General features: G+C 63.8%; 19 protein-coding genes. 13 read left to right on the plus strand and 6 right to left on the minus strand.

Annotation, left to right across the window (positions count from 1 at the left end; genetic code table 11):
* Window positions 1-23: 23 nt before the first annotated feature.
* Entirely contained in the window at window positions 24-368 is a 345-nt protein-coding gene (locus tag CCK88_RS08745) for a hypothetical protein (RefSeq protein ID WP_086470060.1), read from the minus strand.
* A gap of 144 nt (window positions 369-512) precedes the next feature.
* Here CCK88_RS08745 and CCK88_RS08750 point away from each other — a divergent pair, with 144 nt between their 5' ends.
* The 12 genes from CCK88_RS08750 (at window position 513) to CCK88_RS08805 (ending at window position 8,033) form a co-directional block, all read left to right on the plus strand.
* The gene (locus CCK88_RS08750; RefSeq protein WP_244557465.1) at window positions 513-1,289 is read left to right on the plus strand and encodes an urease accessory protein UreD; all 777 of its coding nucleotides are present in this window, start codon (window positions 513-515) and stop codon (window positions 1,287-1,289) included.
* A gap of 29 nt (window positions 1,290-1,318) precedes the next feature.
* Window positions 1,319-1,621, plus strand: coding sequence for an urease subunit gamma (locus CCK88_RS08755; protein ID WP_086470062.1), 303 nt, complete (start codon window positions 1,319-1,321; stop codon window positions 1,619-1,621).
* 10 nt (window positions 1,622-1,631) lie between these two features.
* On the plus strand, window positions 1,632-2,210 hold the full coding sequence (locus CCK88_RS08760) for a HupE/UreJ family protein (protein WP_086470063.1): 579 nt from the start codon (window positions 1,632-1,634) through the stop codon (window positions 2,208-2,210).
* Window positions 2,211-2,221: 11 nt separating this feature from the next.
* On the plus strand, window positions 2,222-2,527 hold the full coding sequence (locus tag CCK88_RS08765) for an urease subunit beta (protein ID WP_086470064.1): 306 nt from the start codon (window positions 2,222-2,224) through the stop codon (window positions 2,525-2,527).
* Window positions 2,528-2,621: 94 nt separating this feature from the next.
* Complete coding sequence (locus tag CCK88_RS08770; RefSeq protein ID WP_086470065.1) at window positions 2,622-3,023, plus strand: hypothetical protein; 402 nt, start codon at window positions 2,622-2,624, stop codon at window positions 3,021-3,023.
* Between the two features lie 101 nt (window positions 3,024-3,124).
* Window positions 3,125-4,834: an urease subunit alpha gene (gene ureC / locus CCK88_RS08775; protein WP_086470066.1), complete on the plus strand. Its 1,710-nt coding sequence runs from the start codon at window positions 3,125-3,127 to the stop codon at window positions 4,832-4,834.
* A gap of 81 nt (window positions 4,835-4,915) precedes the next feature.
* Window positions 4,916-5,347 (plus strand): MliC family protein, encoded by a 432-nt coding sequence (locus CCK88_RS08780; RefSeq protein ID WP_086470067.1) that lies wholly within the window; start codon window positions 4,916-4,918, stop codon window positions 5,345-5,347.
* Between the two features lie 25 nt (window positions 5,348-5,372).
* On the plus strand, window positions 5,373-5,846 hold the full coding sequence (locus tag CCK88_RS08785; protein ID WP_086470068.1) for an urease accessory protein UreE: 474 nt from the start codon (window positions 5,373-5,375) through the stop codon (window positions 5,844-5,846).
* Window positions 5,843-6,499 (plus strand): urease accessory protein UreF, encoded by a 657-nt coding sequence (locus CCK88_RS08790; RefSeq protein ID WP_086470069.1) that lies wholly within the window; start codon window positions 5,843-5,845, stop codon window positions 6,497-6,499. The genes CCK88_RS08785 and CCK88_RS08790 overlap by 4 nt, the downstream gene beginning before the upstream one ends.
* Window positions 6,496-6,924: a DUF3995 domain-containing protein gene (locus tag CCK88_RS08795; protein WP_086470070.1), complete on the plus strand. Its 429-nt coding sequence runs from the start codon at window positions 6,496-6,498 to the stop codon at window positions 6,922-6,924. The genes CCK88_RS08790 and CCK88_RS08795 overlap by 4 nt, the downstream gene beginning before the upstream one ends.
* 12 nt (window positions 6,925-6,936) lie before the next feature.
* A complete protein-coding gene (ureG, locus tag CCK88_RS08800; RefSeq protein WP_086470071.1) occupies window positions 6,937-7,569 on the plus strand; it encodes an urease accessory protein UreG in 633 nt (210 codons plus the stop codon).
* On the plus strand, window positions 7,566-8,033 hold the full coding sequence (locus CCK88_RS08805) for a GNAT family N-acetyltransferase (protein WP_086470072.1): 468 nt from the start codon (window positions 7,566-7,568) through the stop codon (window positions 8,031-8,033). Before ureG ends, CCK88_RS08805 begins: the two co-directional genes overlap by 4 nt.
* On the opposite strand, the gene CCK88_RS08810 is transcribed toward CCK88_RS08805, so the two are convergent.
* On the minus strand, window positions 8,030-8,944 hold the full coding sequence (locus CCK88_RS08810; RefSeq protein ID WP_086470073.1) for an SDR family oxidoreductase: 915 nt from the start codon (window positions 8,942-8,944) through the stop codon (window positions 8,030-8,032). The genes CCK88_RS08805 and CCK88_RS08810 overlap by 4 nt on opposite strands.
* Before the next feature lie 92 nt (window positions 8,945-9,036).
* Between CCK88_RS08810 and CCK88_RS08815 the strand changes: the two genes are divergently transcribed.
* Window positions 9,037-9,612: a TetR/AcrR family transcriptional regulator gene (locus tag CCK88_RS08815; protein ID WP_170926402.1), complete on the plus strand. Its 576-nt coding sequence runs from the start codon at window positions 9,037-9,039 to the stop codon at window positions 9,610-9,612.
* A 51-nt stretch (window positions 9,613-9,663) separates the two neighbouring features.
* On the opposite strand, the gene glgX is transcribed toward CCK88_RS08815, so the two are convergent.
* The 4 genes from glgX to glgC are packed head-to-tail and all read right to left on the minus strand — an operon-like array spanning window position 9,664 to window position 16,033.
* Window positions 9,664-11,673, minus strand: coding sequence for a glycogen debranching protein GlgX (gene glgX / locus CCK88_RS08820; protein WP_086470075.1), 2,010 nt, complete (start codon window positions 11,671-11,673; stop codon window positions 9,664-9,666).
* A 13-nt stretch (window positions 11,674-11,686) separates the two neighbouring features.
* Window positions 11,687-13,321: an alpha-D-glucose phosphate-specific phosphoglucomutase gene (locus CCK88_RS08825; protein WP_086470076.1), complete on the minus strand. Its 1,635-nt coding sequence runs from the start codon at window positions 13,319-13,321 to the stop codon at window positions 11,687-11,689.
* Window positions 13,302-14,762: a glycogen synthase GlgA gene (gene glgA / locus CCK88_RS08830; RefSeq protein ID WP_086470883.1), complete on the minus strand. Its 1,461-nt coding sequence runs from the start codon at window positions 14,760-14,762 to the stop codon at window positions 13,302-13,304. Before glgA ends, CCK88_RS08825 begins: the two co-directional genes overlap by 20 nt.
* A complete protein-coding gene (gene glgC / locus CCK88_RS08835) occupies window positions 14,762-16,033 on the minus strand; it encodes a glucose-1-phosphate adenylyltransferase (protein WP_086470077.1) in 1,272 nt (423 codons plus the stop codon). The genes glgA and glgC overlap by 1 nt, the downstream gene beginning before the upstream one ends.
* Window positions 16,034-16,066: the final 33 nt, after the last annotated feature.

Consider the following 16,066-nt stretch of genomic DNA (forward strand, 5'->3'; position numbering starts at 1 on the left):
CGCTTTCCTCCGGAGAGGCCAGATTACATGTTGTTGAACCAGCCGCCGGCTTCACAGTCTTCCAGCGTCACGACGGCGAGGTCGACAGCGCTAGCCGAAGCGGATTCGGTCAGGGCCGGCTCGTTGGTGACAGTGGCATCGCCAGCAACAGCGGTTTCGTTATCGTCTTCTTCGGTCGTAGCCGTTTCAGCGGTCAGCGACTCGGTTTCGGCCTGGGTCTTCAGGTCGGCGCAACGACCCTGCACTGCACCGACGTCGGCTTCGGCGACAGTCTGCGAACCGATCATCGTCGGGGCCTGGGCCAGGACGGGAGCGGCAACAAGACCAGCGGCGAGGGCGACGACGGAAAGAGCGGACTTAATGGTCATTTTATATAACCTCTTGAAAGAAATCTCTGAAAGAGCGCTTGCTCGCAAACAGAACGGGCAAATGCCAGGATCGTTGCAGTGATTTTTTCTTCGAATGCAAAATTACGCGAGCCGGTTCTCCAGCGGGCACGCGGTATTGGTCGCGTGGCGACCAAGAATGTCGCCGGCCGGACGCGTCTTGATACGCTGTTCCAGGAAGGGTGCGGCAAGATCCGGCTGCCCAATACGCACTCATCCAGTCTCGAGGCTGTGCTCATCAATACCGCCGGCGGCATTACCGGTGGTGACCGGCTGGATTGGCAGGCGGACGTCTCCGAAGGCGGCCATCTGGTCCTCACCACCCAGGCCTGCGAACGCAGCTACCGCTCCACCGGCGACTTCGCGACCGTCTCGACCCGTCTTGAGGTTGCCGCCGGTGCCCATCTGGACTGGTTGCCTCAGGAAACCATCCTGTTCGCCGGCAGCAAGCTCGATCGCGTGCTTGAGGCCAACCTGGCCGATGGCGCCACCCTCACCGCCATCGAGTCCGTCATTCTCGGCCGCGATGCAATGGGCGAGGATGCCGCCGACGCCCTCCTCCATGATCGCTGGCGTATTCGCCGCAATGGCCGCCTGCTCCATGCCGAGGCGACCCGGCTCGAAGCCGATCCTGCGGAGCGCAATGCTTTGTCGCTCTTGTCGGGCAATCGCGCTTTCGCAACCATTCTCCACATTGCCCCCGACGCGGATGTGGCCGAGCAAACCTGCATGCGCCTGCGCACCCGCTTCGATCCTGCCGGGGCCATCGCTGCCAGCGCCAACGGAGAACGTCTCGTCATACGTGCCATGGCGCCCACGGGGCTTGCCTTGCGCCGCCTCATTGTTCCAGTTTTGCTGCAGCTGAGCGGTGCCGGAACCCTGCCGCGCCTCTGGCATCTCTGACACTTCCGCCCATACCAAGACGGTCCACCATGAACCTCACGCCCCGCGAAAAAGACAAACTGCTGATTGCCATGGCCGCCACGGTCGCCCGCCGGCGCCTGGAACGCGGCGTCAAGCTCAACCATCCCGAAGCGATCGCGCTCATCACCGATTTCGTGGTTGAGGGCGCCCGTGATGGTCGCGCGGTGTCCGAGCTGATGGAAGCCGGTGCACATGTGATCACCCGCGATCAGGTCATGGACGGCATCGCCGAGATGATCCACGACGTCCAGGTCGAAGCAACTTTCCCCGACGGCACCAAGCTCGTCACCGTCCACCAGCCGATCCGCTAACGAGGCCTCCATGCTCAAGCGCAGCCTTCTCACTCTGGCCATCACCCTTGCCGCCACCCTGCCGGCCTTTGCCCATCTCGATCCGGCCGAGCATGGGTCCTTCGCCGCCGGCTTCAGCCACCCGCTATTCGGCCTCGATCATATTCTGGCAATGGTTGCCGTCGGCCTCTGGGCGGCACAGCAGGGGGGCCGCGCTCTGTGGCTGGTGCCGTCGGCCTTCGTGGGCACCATGGCCGTCGGCTTCGCGCTGGCCATCGCCGGCATTCCCTTGCCCTTCGTCGAGCCCGTCATCCTGGCATCCGTCATTTTCATTGGCATCGCCGTCGCGCTGGCCCTGCCGGTCCCAACCTCGGCAGTCGCCGCAATGGTCGGCTTCTTCGCCTTCTTCCATGGCCACGCCCATGGCGGCGAACTGGGCGAGGCCGGCGCCTGGGAATTTGCGACCGGCTTCATTCTCGCCACCGCCCTCCTGCATGTTGCAGGCATCGTTGCAGGCCTCGCGCTTGGCAAGGTGAGTGGCAAGGTCCTCACCCGCATCGCCGGAGCAGCCACCGCGCTCGGCGGCGTCTATCTGGCCGTCGGCGGCTGAGAGGAACGCGCATGATGCCCGGAGAAGTCATTTCCGCCAACGGCGATATCGAACTCAATGTCGGTGCCGCACAGATCGTGCTCGAGGTCGCCAACACTGGCGATCGACCAATCCAGGTCGGTTCGCACTACCATTTCTTTGAAACCAATGCCGGTCTGCGCTTCGATCGCGACAAGGCGCGCGGCATGCGGCTCGATATTGCCGCCGGCACGGCTGTCCGCTTCGAGCCCGGTCAGACCCGGGAGGTGCGCCTCGTGCCCATAGGCGGCGATCGGCAAATTTACGGTTTCCGTCAACAGGTAATGGGAGGTCTTTGACTCTGTTGGCAAGGCGCAGTTTGCTTGCCCCCAAGCATGGCGCTCCGCGGCGAAAACTGGTTTAAGGACTGCGATCCCTATTCAGGACCGTGCCATGACCATCGAGCCCACCAAGGAAGCCCAGTTCAAGCAGCGCTTCATCTCCGTCTTGGCGGATTTGCAGGAAGACGGCGTCAAGGATCCCCAGGCCATGGGACTGGTGGGAAGCCTCGCCGCTGAACTTGCCGACAATCTCGAGCAGAAGAGCTGGACTTCCAGCAAGCAGGCCATGACGTCTGCCGTCTACGACGCCTTGCTGGAATCCTTTCAGAAGCGCGGTAACCAGTTCTATCAGGATGGCAAGACCAAGCACGCCTACGCCATCCAGTTGCTCGGCGTCTCCCTCGTCGCCACCACCCAACGTGGCGATGCCGACATCGCCGCCGGCGAGAAACTGCTCGATCAGGTGATCGACAGCGCCGTCGCTCAATATCGCCGGACACGCCCGCGGCACTGATCCACCGGGGCGCAACGGCTTCACGATCCGCACCCTCGGGATGCGGCAAGCCAAGTCAGCCCCGGGCCATCATCGTCCCGGACAGTCATACGGGACACGACATGCCAGCACGTATTTCTCGCGCCACCTACGCCGATATGTATGGCCCGACCACGGGCGACAAGGTGCGTCTGGCCGATACCGAACTCTTCATCGAAGTGGAAAAGGACTTCACCACCTATGGTGAGGAGGTCAAGTTCGGCGGCGGCAAGGTTATTCGCGACGGCATGGGCCAGTCGCAGCGCACGCGTGCCGAGGGCGCCGTCGATACCGTCATCACCAATGCGCTGGTTGTCGATTACACTGGCATCTACAAAGCCGATATCGGCCTCAAGAACGGCCGCATCGCTGGCATCGGCAAGGCCGGCAATCCCGACACGCAGTCCGGCGTCGACATCATCATCGGCCCCTCGACCGAAGCCATTGCCGGCGAAGGCAAGATCCTCACAGCCGGCGGCATGGACGCCCATATCCATTTCATCTGCCCCCAGCAGATCGAGGAAGCGCTGATGAGTGGCGTCACCACCATGCTCGGCGGCGGCTCCGGCCCGGCCCACGGCACTCTCGCCACCACTTGCACCGGCGCCTGGCATGTCGAGCGCATGATCGAAAGCTTCGACGCTTTCCCGATGAACCTGGCGCTGGCCGGCAAGGGCAATGCCTCAGTCCCCGCCCCGCTCGTCGAAATGATCCTCTCCGGCGCTTCGGCCCTGAAACTGCATGAGGACTGGGGCACCACCCCCGCCGCCATCGACAACTGCCTCTCGGTCGCCGACGACTACGATGTACAGGTGATGATCCACACCGACACGCTCAATGAATCGGGCTTTGTCGAGGACACGGTCGGCGCCTTCAAGGGCCGCACCATCCATGCCTTCCATACCGAAGGCGCCGGCGGTGGTCACGCCCCGGACATCCTGAAGGTCGCGGGCCTGCCCAACGTCATTCCTTCCTCGACCAATCCGACCCGTCCCTACACGGTCAACACCATCGCCGAGCATCTCGACATGCTCATGGTTTGCCACCACCTCGATCAGTCGATCCCCGAAGACGTCGCCTTCGCCGAAAGCCGCATCCGCAAGGAAACCATCGCGGCCGAGGACATCCTCCACGACATGGGTGCGCTTTCCGTAATCTCCTCCGACAGCCAGGCCATGGGCCGCGTCGGCGAAGTCTTGATCCGCACCTGGCAGACCGCCGACAAGATGAAGCGCCAGCGCGGCAAGCTCGCCGAGGAAACCGGCGACAACGACAATTACCGCGTCCGCCGCTACATCGCCAAATACACGATCAATCCCGCTATCGCCCACGGGCTCAGCCAGCACATCGGCTCGGTGGAAGTCGGAAAGCGCGCCGATCTCGTGCTCTGGAACCCGGCCTTCTTCGGCGTGAAGCCCGAAATGGTCATCCTCGGCGGATCCATCGCTGCCGCGCCCATGGGAGATCCCAACGCCTCGATCCCGACGCCCCAGCCGATGCACTATCGCCCGATGTTCGGCGCCTATGGCAAACTTGTCAGCCGCTCCTCGGTCACCTTCATCTCGCAGGCCGCCCACGACGCCGGTCTGCGCAATCGCCTCGGCGTCGAAAAGGACCTCCTGCCCGTCCACAACACCCGCGGCGGCATCGGCAAGTCCTCGATGAAGCTCAACACCGCCACCCCCAAGATCGACGTGCACCCCGAAACCTACGAAGTGCGCGCCGACGGTGTCCTGCTGACGTGCGAACCCGCCACAGTGCTGCCCATGGCGCAGCGCTATTTCTTGTTCTGACCACCCCTTGCGCGGTCGCGTTATCGACATGATGGTGGGATGAAGTAATTGCATCTGCTTCGTCCCACTGGAGAAACTGCCATGACCAAGGCGAAAATACTGTTCGGTGCCGTGCTCGGCGCTGCCCTGGCCACATCCGCCGTTGCGCAGGAGGACGTTGCCCCGCCATCCGCCGCCGTCGCACCCGTTGCGGGTCCATCGACCTCGGCAAGCCTCGTCATCACCATCGAGAGCGCCGGCGACATCGAGCGCAGCGTCACGCCCTACCAGTGCGACGATGGCCAGTCGCTGAGCGTGCAGTACATCAATGCCGTCCCCAATTTTCTCGCCATCGTCCCGGTGGACGGGCAGAACCTGGTGATGGCCACGGCGCTTTCGGCTTCGGGCGCCCGCTATGTCGGCGGCCCCTACGAGTGGTGGACCCATCAGGGCGAGGCCACACTGCGCGACCTAACTCAGGATGAGGATGCCGAGCCGCTTGCCACCTGTACCGCCATCAGCAACACGCCCTGACCCGGCCGAGGAGCCCTTTTCGTCAATGCTGCGCGTATCCGCCTTGCTCCCTGCCAACCACGGCCAGGGCACACCCTTCGATACTGTCGTGCTCGAGCATGACGAGCGACGCGTCCGCCGCAAGATGCTGCGCCTTGCCAGGGGCGATGAAGTGCTCCTCGACTTCCCCCAGACCGTGACCCTCGACAATGCCAGCGTGCTGCAGCTGGACGATGGCCGGCTGGTCGAAGTCATCGCCGCCGATGAGTTGCTCTACGAGATCCGCGCGCGCGATGCGGGTCACCTCCTTCGTCTCGCTTGGCATATCGGCAACCGGCACACCCCCGCCCAGCTCGAGCCCGGTCGCATTCTCATCAAGCGCGACCATGTGCTCAAGACCATGCTCGAAGGCCTGGGCGCCACGGTTGCCAACGTCTCCGAGCCGTTCTTCGCCGAACATGGCGCCTACCATAGTCATTCGCATGGCGACGCCGGCCATGCTCTGCTCAACCGCAAGTGAGTGCCGACCTCCAGAAACTGCTGACCTGGCTTTCACCGGCCTTCCCCGTCGGCGCCTTCGCCTGGTCGGCGGGCCTCGAAACCGCGATCGTGCAGCGCAAGGTCATGGACCGCGCGACCACCGAGGACTGGATCGCTGGCACGCTGCGGCACGGCAGTCTCAAGACCGATGGCATTCTGCTCAGCCACGCGCATGCGGCGCATGCAGATGCCTCCACGCTCCGCGAGCTCGCCGATCTGGCGCTGGCCCTCAACCCGGCGCGGGAGCGACATGCCGAAACCCTCATCACGGGCAATGCCTTCGTTCTCGCCAGTGCCGCCTGGCCACTCGATGAGGCGCCAGCCCTGCCCAGGCCCTGCCCCTACCCCATTGCCATCGGATCACTTGCCGGTGCACATGGCATCGACCGGCACGATACGCTGGTGGCGTTTCTCACCACGGCCGTACACAGTCAGGTTTCCGTTGCGGTCCGTCTCGTGCCCATAGGTCAGACCGACGGCCTCGCCATCATGGCGGCGCTGGAACCACACGTAGCGGCCCTCGCCACTCTGTGCCTCAATGCCACACTGGACGATGTCGGCGGCGTGGCCTATGGCGCAGATATTGCCCAGATGCAGCACGAAACGCTGCCCACGAGGATTTTTCGATCATGAACATGGTCCTGTCGTCTTTCATGTTCATCGCCCTGTTTGCGGTGTCCATCGCCCATCTGCTGTGGTCCGCCGGGCGCACCTGGCCGATCCGCAATCAGAAACTGTTGGCCCAGACCGTGGTCGGCACCCCCGGCGTCGAGCGCGTGCCGCGTCTGCCATCGCTCGTGGTCGGTATACTTGCCTTCGCGGCAGCCGTCTTCGCGCTCGCTCTGGCCGATCACGACAGCGGCGGTCCGCTCATGGATATAGCTGGCCTTGGCCTGGCCCTGCTGTTTCTGGCACGCGGCTTTGCCGGCTACACCGCCTGGTGGGCCGCGCAATTCCCCGAGCCGAACTTTCGCCTCAACGACCGCAAGGTTTATTCTCCACTCTGCATCTTCCTCGGGCTGGGCTTTCTCGGCCTCGTCGTTCTGCGTCATCTCTGATCGGAGCTGCCAATGACCAAAAGCCTCAACGGCCCCCTCCGCATCGGCATTGGTGGCCCGGTCGGGTCCGGCAAGACCACGCTGTGCGAAATGCTGCTCAAGGCCATGCGCGATCGCTACTCGATGGCCGTGGTCACCAATGACATCTACACCCAGGAAGATGCGCTGATCCTTGCCAGGGTCCAGGCCATTTCCGAAGATCGCATTGTCGGCGTCGAAACGGGCGGCTGCCCGCATACCGCCATTCGCGAGGATGCTTCGCTCAACCTCGCAGCCATCGACGACCTCAACCGCAAGTTTCCCGATCTCGACATCATCCTGATCGAGAGCGGCGGCGACAATCTCGCCGCCACCTTCTCCCCGGATCTGGCCGATCTGACCATCTACGTGATTTCGGTCGCCCAGGGCGAAAAGGTGCCGCGCAAGGGCGGCCCGGCCATTTCGCGGTCGGACCTTCTCGTCATCACCCATACCGACCTCGCGCCCTATGTCGGCGCCAGCCTCGACGTCATGGAAAGCGACACGCAGAAGGTCCGCGAAGGCCGCCCTTATGTGTTCACCGATCTTCTCCGCCGCGAGAGCCTCGACCAGATCATTGGCTTCATCGAAAAGCACGGTGGCTTCGCTGCGGCAGCGGCCGAGTGAAATCGGCCGTGCCGGTCCCGCATCTGCGTCTGCGCAAGCACCTCGGCCCCGATATCGCTCCGCCGGTATGGGCCGCCGGCATCGCACCCGTGGCCATAGCCGAAATCGATCCGCGTGCGGCTCACGCCGTCCTCGCCGCATCGCTGCCGGTTGCCGACTTCAACAACTGGCACGCAACCCTTCTATCAGACAGCGAATACGACCCTGAACTCTGCGTGGCGGCCGTCACCGGCGCCGGCGCAGTCGTCGGCGTCGTTCAGTGCTGGACCAGCGCCTTCGTCAAGGACCTTGCCGTCGCACCGGACTGGCGGCGACACAGCATCGGCACCAGCCTCATGCAGCACGCATTCACGCTCTTTTCCCGGCGCGGTGCGGCGCATGTCGATCTCAAGGTCGACATCGAAAATCACGCCGGCCGCCAATTCTACGCGCGGCTCGGCATGATGGAAATCTCGTCTCGCTAGCTGAAGCGCGCGCCACTGAGCTCTTCCGAGACCTCCCAGAGCCGCTTCGATGCCTTGGCGTCGAGGGCGGCGGGAGGAACCCTGGCGGGTGCGGGATAGCCGCGAATTTCGCTCATGCCATTGGGACCGTAATATGCCCCGCCCTGTGCCTCGGCTGCAGTGGCGGCATAAAGCGTCGGCAGAGCGCCCTGCGCCGCTGGCTGGAACAGGAACCACAGATAGGTCCGGGTCAGTCCCATCAGGCTCATGCGTCCCGGCGCATTGTGCAGCAGGTCGGTTCTGGATACGCCCGGATGCGCCCCGATGCTGGTCACGCCCCATCCGTTTTCCACACTGCGCCGATGCAACTCGCGCGCGAACATCAGGCAGGCCACCTTCGACTGACCATAGGCCGCCATCGGCACGTAATTGCCTGCAAACTGCAGGTCGTCGAAATGGATCTGGCCATTCCGCGCTGCGACGCTCGATAGGCTGATCACGCGCGCATTGCCAGCCGCCTTCAGCAGCGGCATCAGTCCGGACGTCAAGGCAAAATGCCCCAGATAATTGGTGCCGAACTGCAGCTCGAACCCATCCGTCGTCACTTGTCGTTGCGGCGGCACCATCACGCCGGCATTGTTGATGAGGATATCGATCTTGCTGTGGCTCTTGGCCAGCCGCTCGGTAAAGCTGCGCACGGAAGCGAGGCTCGCCAGGTCGACCTGCTCGAAACCGATCGTCGCGCCGGGCACGGCTTGGCGCACCTTGGCGACCGCTTCATCGCCCTTGCCGGCATTTCGTCCGGCCACGATCACGTCTGCTCCAGCCTGTGCCAGCGCGAGGGCATCTTCATACCCCAACCCGCCTGTCCCCGTCACGACGGCCACTTTGCCCTGCTGTGACGGCATGTCCGCCAAAGTCCACTTGCTCATCTGCTCACCCCTAAATTTGCACTCAGTGCATTTTTAATATTGCACTCAGTGCACAATTGCAAGAGGCAGATTTCGCGCGTATGCACTTGGCCATGGGCATTCGCGAACAGAAGCGGGAAGAAACACTCAAGCGCATTACGCAATGCGCCATGACGCTTTTCGCGCGCGAAGGCTACGAAGCGACGACGATCGATGCCGTGGCGGCCGCAGCCGGTATCTCCCGTCGCACGTTTTTCCACTACTTCAAGTCCAAGGACGACATCCTGCTCTCCCAGCAGGCAGGCATGGGCGAGCAGCTGATTGCCGCCCTCTCCGCCGAACCGGACGCAGGTAGCCCGTGGAAGACCCTCGCCTCCGCCATGCGCAGGATCGCCGCCTCCTATCCGGTGGACGAACTGGTCGCCATTGACCGGATGATGATGTCCATCGAGGCCGTACAGCAGCGCAAGCAGGCCAGCTACATCAGGGACGAGAAGCTCATCTTCGCCGCCCTGCAGCAACGCTGGCCCGCGGCCGAAGCCATGAGCCTGAGGATGGCGGCCATGCTCTCCATCAGCCTGTCACGCCTGTCGCTCGATGCCTGGCGGGTCGATGGCGGCACCGGGCCGCTCGTGCACTATCTCGACGCTGCGATCGAGGCTTTGCCGTCCGGAAACGCCAAAGGCTGAGCCCGCCCGGCGGGACGCCGGACGGGCTCGAAATGCGGCCCGTCGCTCAGGCTAGTGGTTGGCCGGATGGATCACCGCCACCACCGATCGCGGCGGCAGTGTGACCGTACCTTCGGTGATGGATGCAGGCTCGCCCGGATCGGACTGGATGCCGATCGCCCAGGTGCCTTCCGGCAGATGCGCCACCACGGGCTCGATCCGCCGGTTGAACCACACGACGACCTCGTCATCCTTGAAATTCAGCCGCATGCCGAGCACGGAGGCGCCGGTGTCGTTCCAGTCACCCTCGTTCATTTCACGACCGTCGGGGTGCAGCCAGGCGACGTCGCGCACACCGTTACGGTCCTGCCCCGTCAGCCAGTGATCGTGGCTTACGGCCGGATGCTCCTTGCGGAACGTATTGACCGCCGCCACGAAGTTGACGAGGTCGCCATCGGCGCCTTCCCAGTCCACCCAGGTGATTTCATTGTCCTGGGCATAGGCGTTGTTGTTGCCCTGCTGGGTGCGATACATTTCATCGCCCTGCTGGATCAGCGGCGTTCCGCGCGAAAGGAACAGCGTCGCCAGCATCGCGCGGACGTCGCGCTTGCGGGCGGCATTGATATGCTCGTCGTCCGTCTCGCCTTCGACGCCACAGTTCCACGACTGGTTGTTGTTGTGGCCGTCCTTGTTGTTCTCGCCATTGGCCTCGTTGTGCTTGTCGCTGTAGCTCACGAGATCGCGCAGGGTGAACCCGTCATGCACAGCCAGCATGTTGACGCCGTGATGCGGCTTCCGGCCCGCAAAGTCGAACAGTTCGGCTGATCCCGAAACCTTCCCTGCCAGTGCGCCGATCTTGGCCGGTTCGCCGCGCCAGAACGCACGCACTTCGTCGCGATAGGTGTCGTTGTGTTCCTGGAATTCCTGGCCGAACTTGCCCACGGCATAACCGCCCGGACCCGGATCCCAGGGCTCGGCAACGAGGATCACCTTGCTAAGCACCGGATCGGCCTTGATCTTCTTGAGCATCTCGGCTTCCGGATTGAAACCCGGATCGCGGCCCAGCACCGTCGCGAGGTCGAAGCGGAACCCGGCAACACCCAATTCCTCGACATAGTAGCGCAAGCTGTCGATCACCAGCCGCTGCACGGCGGGATGGTCGCAGCGCAGCGTATTGCCGGTGCCGGTATCGTTGACGAGGTACTTTTTCCCATCGACCTCGACCCAGCGATAATAGGTCTGAGGATCGAGACCCATCATCGACAGGATTGGGCCCTGCTGGTCGCCTTCGCCGGTGTGGTTGTACACCACGTCAAGGATGACCGAGATGCCGGCCTTGCGATAGGCGTCCGTCATCACCCGCAATTCCTGCGGGCCGCGCGGCACCAGCCGCGGATCCACCGCGAAATAGGCGACCGGATTATAGCCCCAGGCATTGGTCAGCCCGAGTGCCGGCAGATGCCCTTCGTCGATCCATGCCGCCGTCGGCATAAGCTGCACCGTATCAACGCCCAGATACTTGAAGTGGTCGATCACCCGCTTCGTCGTCAGCGCTGCCACGGTCCCGCGCAGGGGCCCCTGCACGCTCGGATGGCGCATGGTGAAGCCACGCACATTGAGTTCGTAGAAAAGGTTCGGCACCTTCTTGCGGCGGGGCTTGGCTTTTTCCTCCGCCTCGCCGCGAATGATGGCCTTGGGCACCAGCGGAGCCGTATCAACGGCCTCTTCGCGGCCCAGCCGCAGCCTCGGCGAGCGCACGAACACGCGGTCGAGGTGCCGCGCATATGGGTCCACCAAGAGCTTGTTGGGGTCGAAGAAGAACCCCTGGTCCGGATCGTACGGCCCGTCGGCCCTCAGGCCATAACGTGCCCCCGCCCCGACATTGGTGATCAGGCCTGCACGGATATGGTTCTCGTGCACATCGAGCTCGAAACGCTCGATTTCCTGGTCGGCCTCGTCGAACAGGCACACCCAGATAGTGGTGGCGCTTTCCGAATAGACAGCGAAATTCACGCCCTCGGGCGTGATGCTTGCGCCGAGGGTGTCCGTGCGCCCTGCATTGGGCACAAGCTCTGGTTTCATCGATAGGGCCGATCTAGGTAATGACGCTGGGTTCGGTCCGTCCGGTTCGGGCCTTGATCCCTGCCAGCTGTTCGGAGATCCCGATAAGGGGTTCGAGGGCGAGCTGGGTGTCGAGATCGTGGCGTCCATCGGCGGCCTCATAACGTTCAAGGTAGACGCGCAACGTGGCGCCCACCGTGCCGGTTCCTGAGAGGCGGAGGACTATTCGCGATCCGTCGGTAAAGCCGATGCGCACGCCCTGCTTGGCGCTGGTCGAACCATCCACCGGGTCGTGATAGGTAAAGTCGTCGGCATAGGCCACCTGCAGGTCATCGCCAAGGATCTTGCCCGGCAGGGACGGCAGCTGTGCCCGCAGATCGTCGACCAGCGTATTGGCGATGGCGCTGTCGACCTCTTCATAGTCGTGGCGCGTATAATAATTGCGGCCATACGTCTTCCAGTGCTCGCGCACGATGGCATCGACGCCCTGCTTGCGCACGGCGAGGATGTTGAGCCATAGCAGCACCGCCCACAGCCCGTCCTTCTCGCGGACGTGGTTCGAACCCGTCCCCGCGCTCTCCTCGCCGCAGATCGTGACGCGCCCGGCGTCGAGCAGGTTGCCGAAGAATTTCCAGCCCGTCGGCGTTTCGTGCATCTCGATACCGAGCTTTTCGGCCACCCGGTCTGCCGCGGCGCTGGTCGGCATGGAGCGGGCAATGCCCGCGATGCCCTGCCTGTAGCCGGGCGCCAGGTGCGCATTGGCGGCCAGCAGCGCCAGCGAGTCCGACGGCGTCACGAACCGGTTCTTGCCGATGATCAGGTTGCGGTCGCCATCGCCATCCGACGCGGCGCCGAAATCCGGCCCGTCTGGCGTCATCAGCAGGTCATGCATGTCCTTGCAATAGACCAGGTTCGGATCGGGATGCCCATTGCCGAAGGTGGGCGACGGCGTTCCGTTCTGCACGGTACCCTTCGGCGCGCCGAGCATGCCTTCGAGAATGGCATGGGCATAGGGCCCGGTCACCGCATGCATGGCGTCGAACGTCATGCGGAAGCCGCCCGCAAACAGCCCTCTGATCGCCTCGAAGTCGAACAGCGTCTGCATCAGCGCGGCATAGTCTTTGACCGGATCGATCACCTCGACCACCATGTCGCCGACCTGCTGCGTGCCGACCGTCCCCAGATCGACATCCGGCGTGTCGACCGACTTGTAGCTATCGATCACCTTGGTCCGCGCAAACACCGCATCGGTGATCTTTTCCGGCGCCGGGCCGCCATTGCCGACATTGTACTTGATGCCGAAATCGCCGTCGGGACCGCCGGGATTGTGGCTCGCCGACAGGACGAGGCCACCGAACGCCTTGTACTGGCGGATGATGTTGCTGGCCGCCGGCGTCGACAGGATGCCGCCCTGCCCCACCATTACCTTGCCGAAACCGTTGGCCGCCGCAATGCGGATCGCCTTCTGGATCGCTACGTCGTTGAAGAAGCGGCCGTCGCCGCCGATCACCAGCGTCTGCCCGGCAAAGCCTTCGAGGCTGTCGAAGATCGACTGGATGAAGTTCTCGACATAGTTGGCCTGCTGGAACACCGGCACCCGCTTGCGCAGGCCCGACGTCCCCGGCTTCTGGTCGGCATAGGGCGTGGTGTTAATCGTCTTGATTGTCATGGGTCGCATATCCGGTCAGCGAAGCGTAGATCTGGGCATAGCGGGCCGCGCTGGTTTCCCAGCTCACGTCCGACTTCATCCCGCGCCTCTGCATTTTCTTCCAGGTCTTTTCATCGGCATAGAGCGCCAGTGTCCGCCTGATGGCGTCGGCGAGCGCGCCTTCACTGGGCGGGGCAAACTGCACCCCGGTCGCCACGTCGGCCTGCAGGGCCGCGACATTGGCATCGATGACGGTATCATTGAGCCCGCCCACACGGCTGACCAGCGGGATACAGCCGTAGCGCAGCGCATAGAGTTGCGTCAGCCCGCATGGCTCGAACCGCGACGGCACCACCATCACATCCGCCCCGCCCTGCACCAGGTGGCTGAGCTTTTCATTGTAGCCCGTGACGAGCCCGACCCGTCCCGGATGCTCCTGCGCGGCGCCGCGAATGGCGTTCTCGAGCGCGGTTTCGCCCGATCCCAGCACCGCCAGCTGCCCGCCGGCTGCCACGATCAGTCCGATATTGGCGGCCAGGAGATCGATGCCCTTCTGCCAGGTCAGGCGGCTGACCACCGCAAACAGCGGTCCGTCCGAGGCTTCGAGCCCGAAGGCTTCCTGCACGGCGCGCTTGTTGCTTTGCCGGCCCTGGATGCTGTTGGCGGTGTAATTCTGCGTCAGCGCCGTATCCGTCGCCGGATTCCAGGCGCCCATGTCGATGCCGTTGAGCACCCCGAACACCGTCTCCGACCGGTTGTTCAGCAGGCCGTCTAGCCCCATGCCGAAATCCGGCGTGCGGATTTCTCCGGCATAGGTTGGCGACACCGTCGTCACCACATCGGCGCATTCGACGCCGGCCTTGAGATAGCCCACGCCGCCGTAATACTCGACGCCCTCCACGGAGAACGCGTGCGGCGGCAGTCGCAATTGCCCGAAAATGTCCGAGCCGAACGTCCCCTGGAACGCCATGTTATGGACGGTCATGACCGTCTTCAGCGTCGCCGACGGTCCATATTTCACGTAGGCGGGCACGAGCCCGGCCTGCCAGTCATGTGCGTGGATCACCTGCGGGCGATAGCCCTCCACGAGCCCCAGCCCGAGCTCCGAGGCCACCCAGCTCAAGGCCGCGTAGCGCTTCCAGTTGTCCGGCCAGTCCCACCCCTCGGGTCCCATATAGGGGTTGCCGGGACGGTCGTAGAGCGCCGGTGCGTCGAGCACGATCAGGTCGAGCCCTTCGACGCGCCCTGCCACCAGTCGCCCGGTCACTCCGAACAGGTCAGAAAACGTCGCCACTTCCCGGCCGCCGGTCATCTTGCTGGTGACTGCGGGATAGCCGGGCACCAGCGTGCGCATGGACACGCCGGATTCGCTGAGCGCGCCCGGCAGGGCGCCGGCCACGTCGGCCAGCCCCCCTGTCTTGATCAGCGGATAAAGCTCCGATGCGACCGACAGAACCTCGATCATCGATCCGCCAGGTACTTGTTGATCATCGCCTGCGTGACCAGCGTGACGCCTTCCTCGGTCCGCCGGAACCACTTGGCGTCAAACTCCGGATCCTCGCCCACGACAAGTCCTTCCGGAATGGAAACGCCGCGATCGATCACCACCTTCTTGAGCCGCGCGTTCCGCCCGATGTCGCAATAGGGCAGCACGACGGCCTCTTCCAGCACCGAGTAGGAGTGGACGCGCGAGCCGGTCGAGAGCAGCGTGCGCTGCAGGTGCCCGCCCGAAATGATGCAGTCGCCCGACACCAGCGAATTCACCGCCGATCCGCGCCGTCCGTCGAAGTCGTGCACGAACTTGGCCGGGGGCGTGATCTCCGCATAGGTCCAGATCGGCCAGTCGCGATCGTAGAGATCGAGCTGCGGGTTGATGTCTGTAAGGTCGATATTGGCCTTCCAGTAGGCATCCACCGTCCCGACGTCGCGCCAGTAGCTGACCTTCTCGTTGCTCGAGCGGACGCAGGAGCGGTTGAAGCGATGCGCCCAGGCCGTGCCGTTCTTGACGATGTAGGGAATGATGTCCTTGCCGAAGTCGCGGCTCGACCCTTCCGTGGCCGCGTCGCGGCGCAGCTGCTCCATCAGGAAGCGCGTCTCGAACACGTAGATGCCCATGGAGGCCAGCGCCATGTCCGGCCGGTCGGGAATGCCCGGCGGGTCCTTGGGCTTCTCCACGAAGTCCACCACCCGGTCGCGCCCGTCCACATGCATCACGCCAAAACCGGTGGCCTCCATGCGCGGCACTTCGAGACACCCGATGGTCACGTCGGCGCCCGTATCCACGTGCTGCCGCAGCATGATTTCGTAGTCCATCTTGTAGATGTGGTCGCCCGCCAGGATCACGATGTATCGCGCACCGTAATCCTCGATGATGTCCATGTTCTGGTACACGGCGTCGGCAGTGCCGGCATACCACATGTCTTCGGCCACGCGCTGCGAGGCAGGCAGCACGTCGAAGCTCTCGTTGCGTTCCTGGCGCAGGAAGTTCCAGCCGCGCGACAGGTGGCGGATCAGGCTATGCGCCTGATACTGCGTCGCCACCGAAATGCGGCGGATGCCCGAATTGATCGCATTGCTCAGGGCAAAGTCGATGATGCGCGCCTTGCCGCCGAAATAGACCGCGGGCTTGGCGCGCCGGTCGGTCAATTCCATCAGGCGCGTACCGCGCCCGCCTGCCAGCACATAGGCCATGGCCTCGCGCGCCAGCGGCGATGGTACTCTATAGTCAGCCATTCTACGTCCCTCCACGAATGCCCGGATGAACCG

This window comes from Devosia lucknowensis (assembly GCF_900177655.1).
Taxonomy (GTDB): Bacteria; Pseudomonadota; Alphaproteobacteria; order Rhizobiales; family Devosiaceae; genus Devosia; species Devosia lucknowensis.

Coding starts and splice junctions, on each gene's coding strand:
- CCK88_RS08745 (WP_086470060.1), bottom strand. CDS start 368: ATGACCATTAAGTCCGCTCTTTCCGTCGTCGCCCTCGCCGCTGGTCTT.
- CCK88_RS08755 (WP_086470062.1), top strand. CDS start 1,319: ATGAACCTCACGCCCCGCGAAAAAGACAAACTGCTGATTGCCATGGCC.
- CCK88_RS08760 (WP_086470063.1), top strand. CDS start 1,632: ATGCTCAAGCGCAGCCTTCTCACTCTGGCCATCACCCTTGCCGCCACC.
- CCK88_RS08765 (WP_086470064.1), top strand. CDS start 2,222: ATGATGCCCGGAGAAGTCATTTCCGCCAACGGCGATATCGAACTCAAT.
- CCK88_RS08770 (WP_086470065.1), top strand. CDS start 2,622: ATGACCATCGAGCCCACCAAGGAAGCCCAGTTCAAGCAGCGCTTCATC.
- ureC (WP_086470066.1), top strand. CDS start 3,125: ATGCCAGCACGTATTTCTCGCGCCACCTACGCCGATATGTATGGCCCG.
- CCK88_RS08780 (WP_086470067.1), top strand. CDS start 4,916: ATGACCAAGGCGAAAATACTGTTCGGTGCCGTGCTCGGCGCTGCCCTG.
- CCK88_RS08785 (WP_086470068.1), top strand. CDS start 5,373: ATGCTGCGCGTATCCGCCTTGCTCCCTGCCAACCACGGCCAGGGCACA.
- CCK88_RS08795 (WP_086470070.1), top strand. CDS start 6,496: ATGAACATGGTCCTGTCGTCTTTCATGTTCATCGCCCTGTTTGCGGTG.
- ureG (WP_086470071.1), top strand. CDS start 6,937: ATGACCAAAAGCCTCAACGGCCCCCTCCGCATCGGCATTGGTGGCCCG.
- CCK88_RS08810 (WP_086470073.1), bottom strand. CDS start 8,944: ATGAGCAAGTGGACTTTGGCGGACATGCCGTCACAGCAGGGCAAAGTG.
- CCK88_RS08815 (WP_170926402.1), top strand. CDS start 9,037: ATGGGCATTCGCGAACAGAAGCGGGAAGAAACACTCAAGCGCATTACG.
- glgX (WP_086470075.1), bottom strand. CDS start 11,673: ATGAAACCAGAGCTTGTGCCCAATGCAGGGCGCACGGACACCCTCGGC.
- CCK88_RS08825 (WP_086470076.1), bottom strand. CDS start 13,321: ATGACAATCAAGACGATTAACACCACGCCCTATGCCGACCAGAAGCCG.
- glgC (WP_086470077.1), bottom strand. CDS start 16,033: ATGGCTGACTATAGAGTACCATCGCCGCTGGCGCGCGAGGCCATGGCC.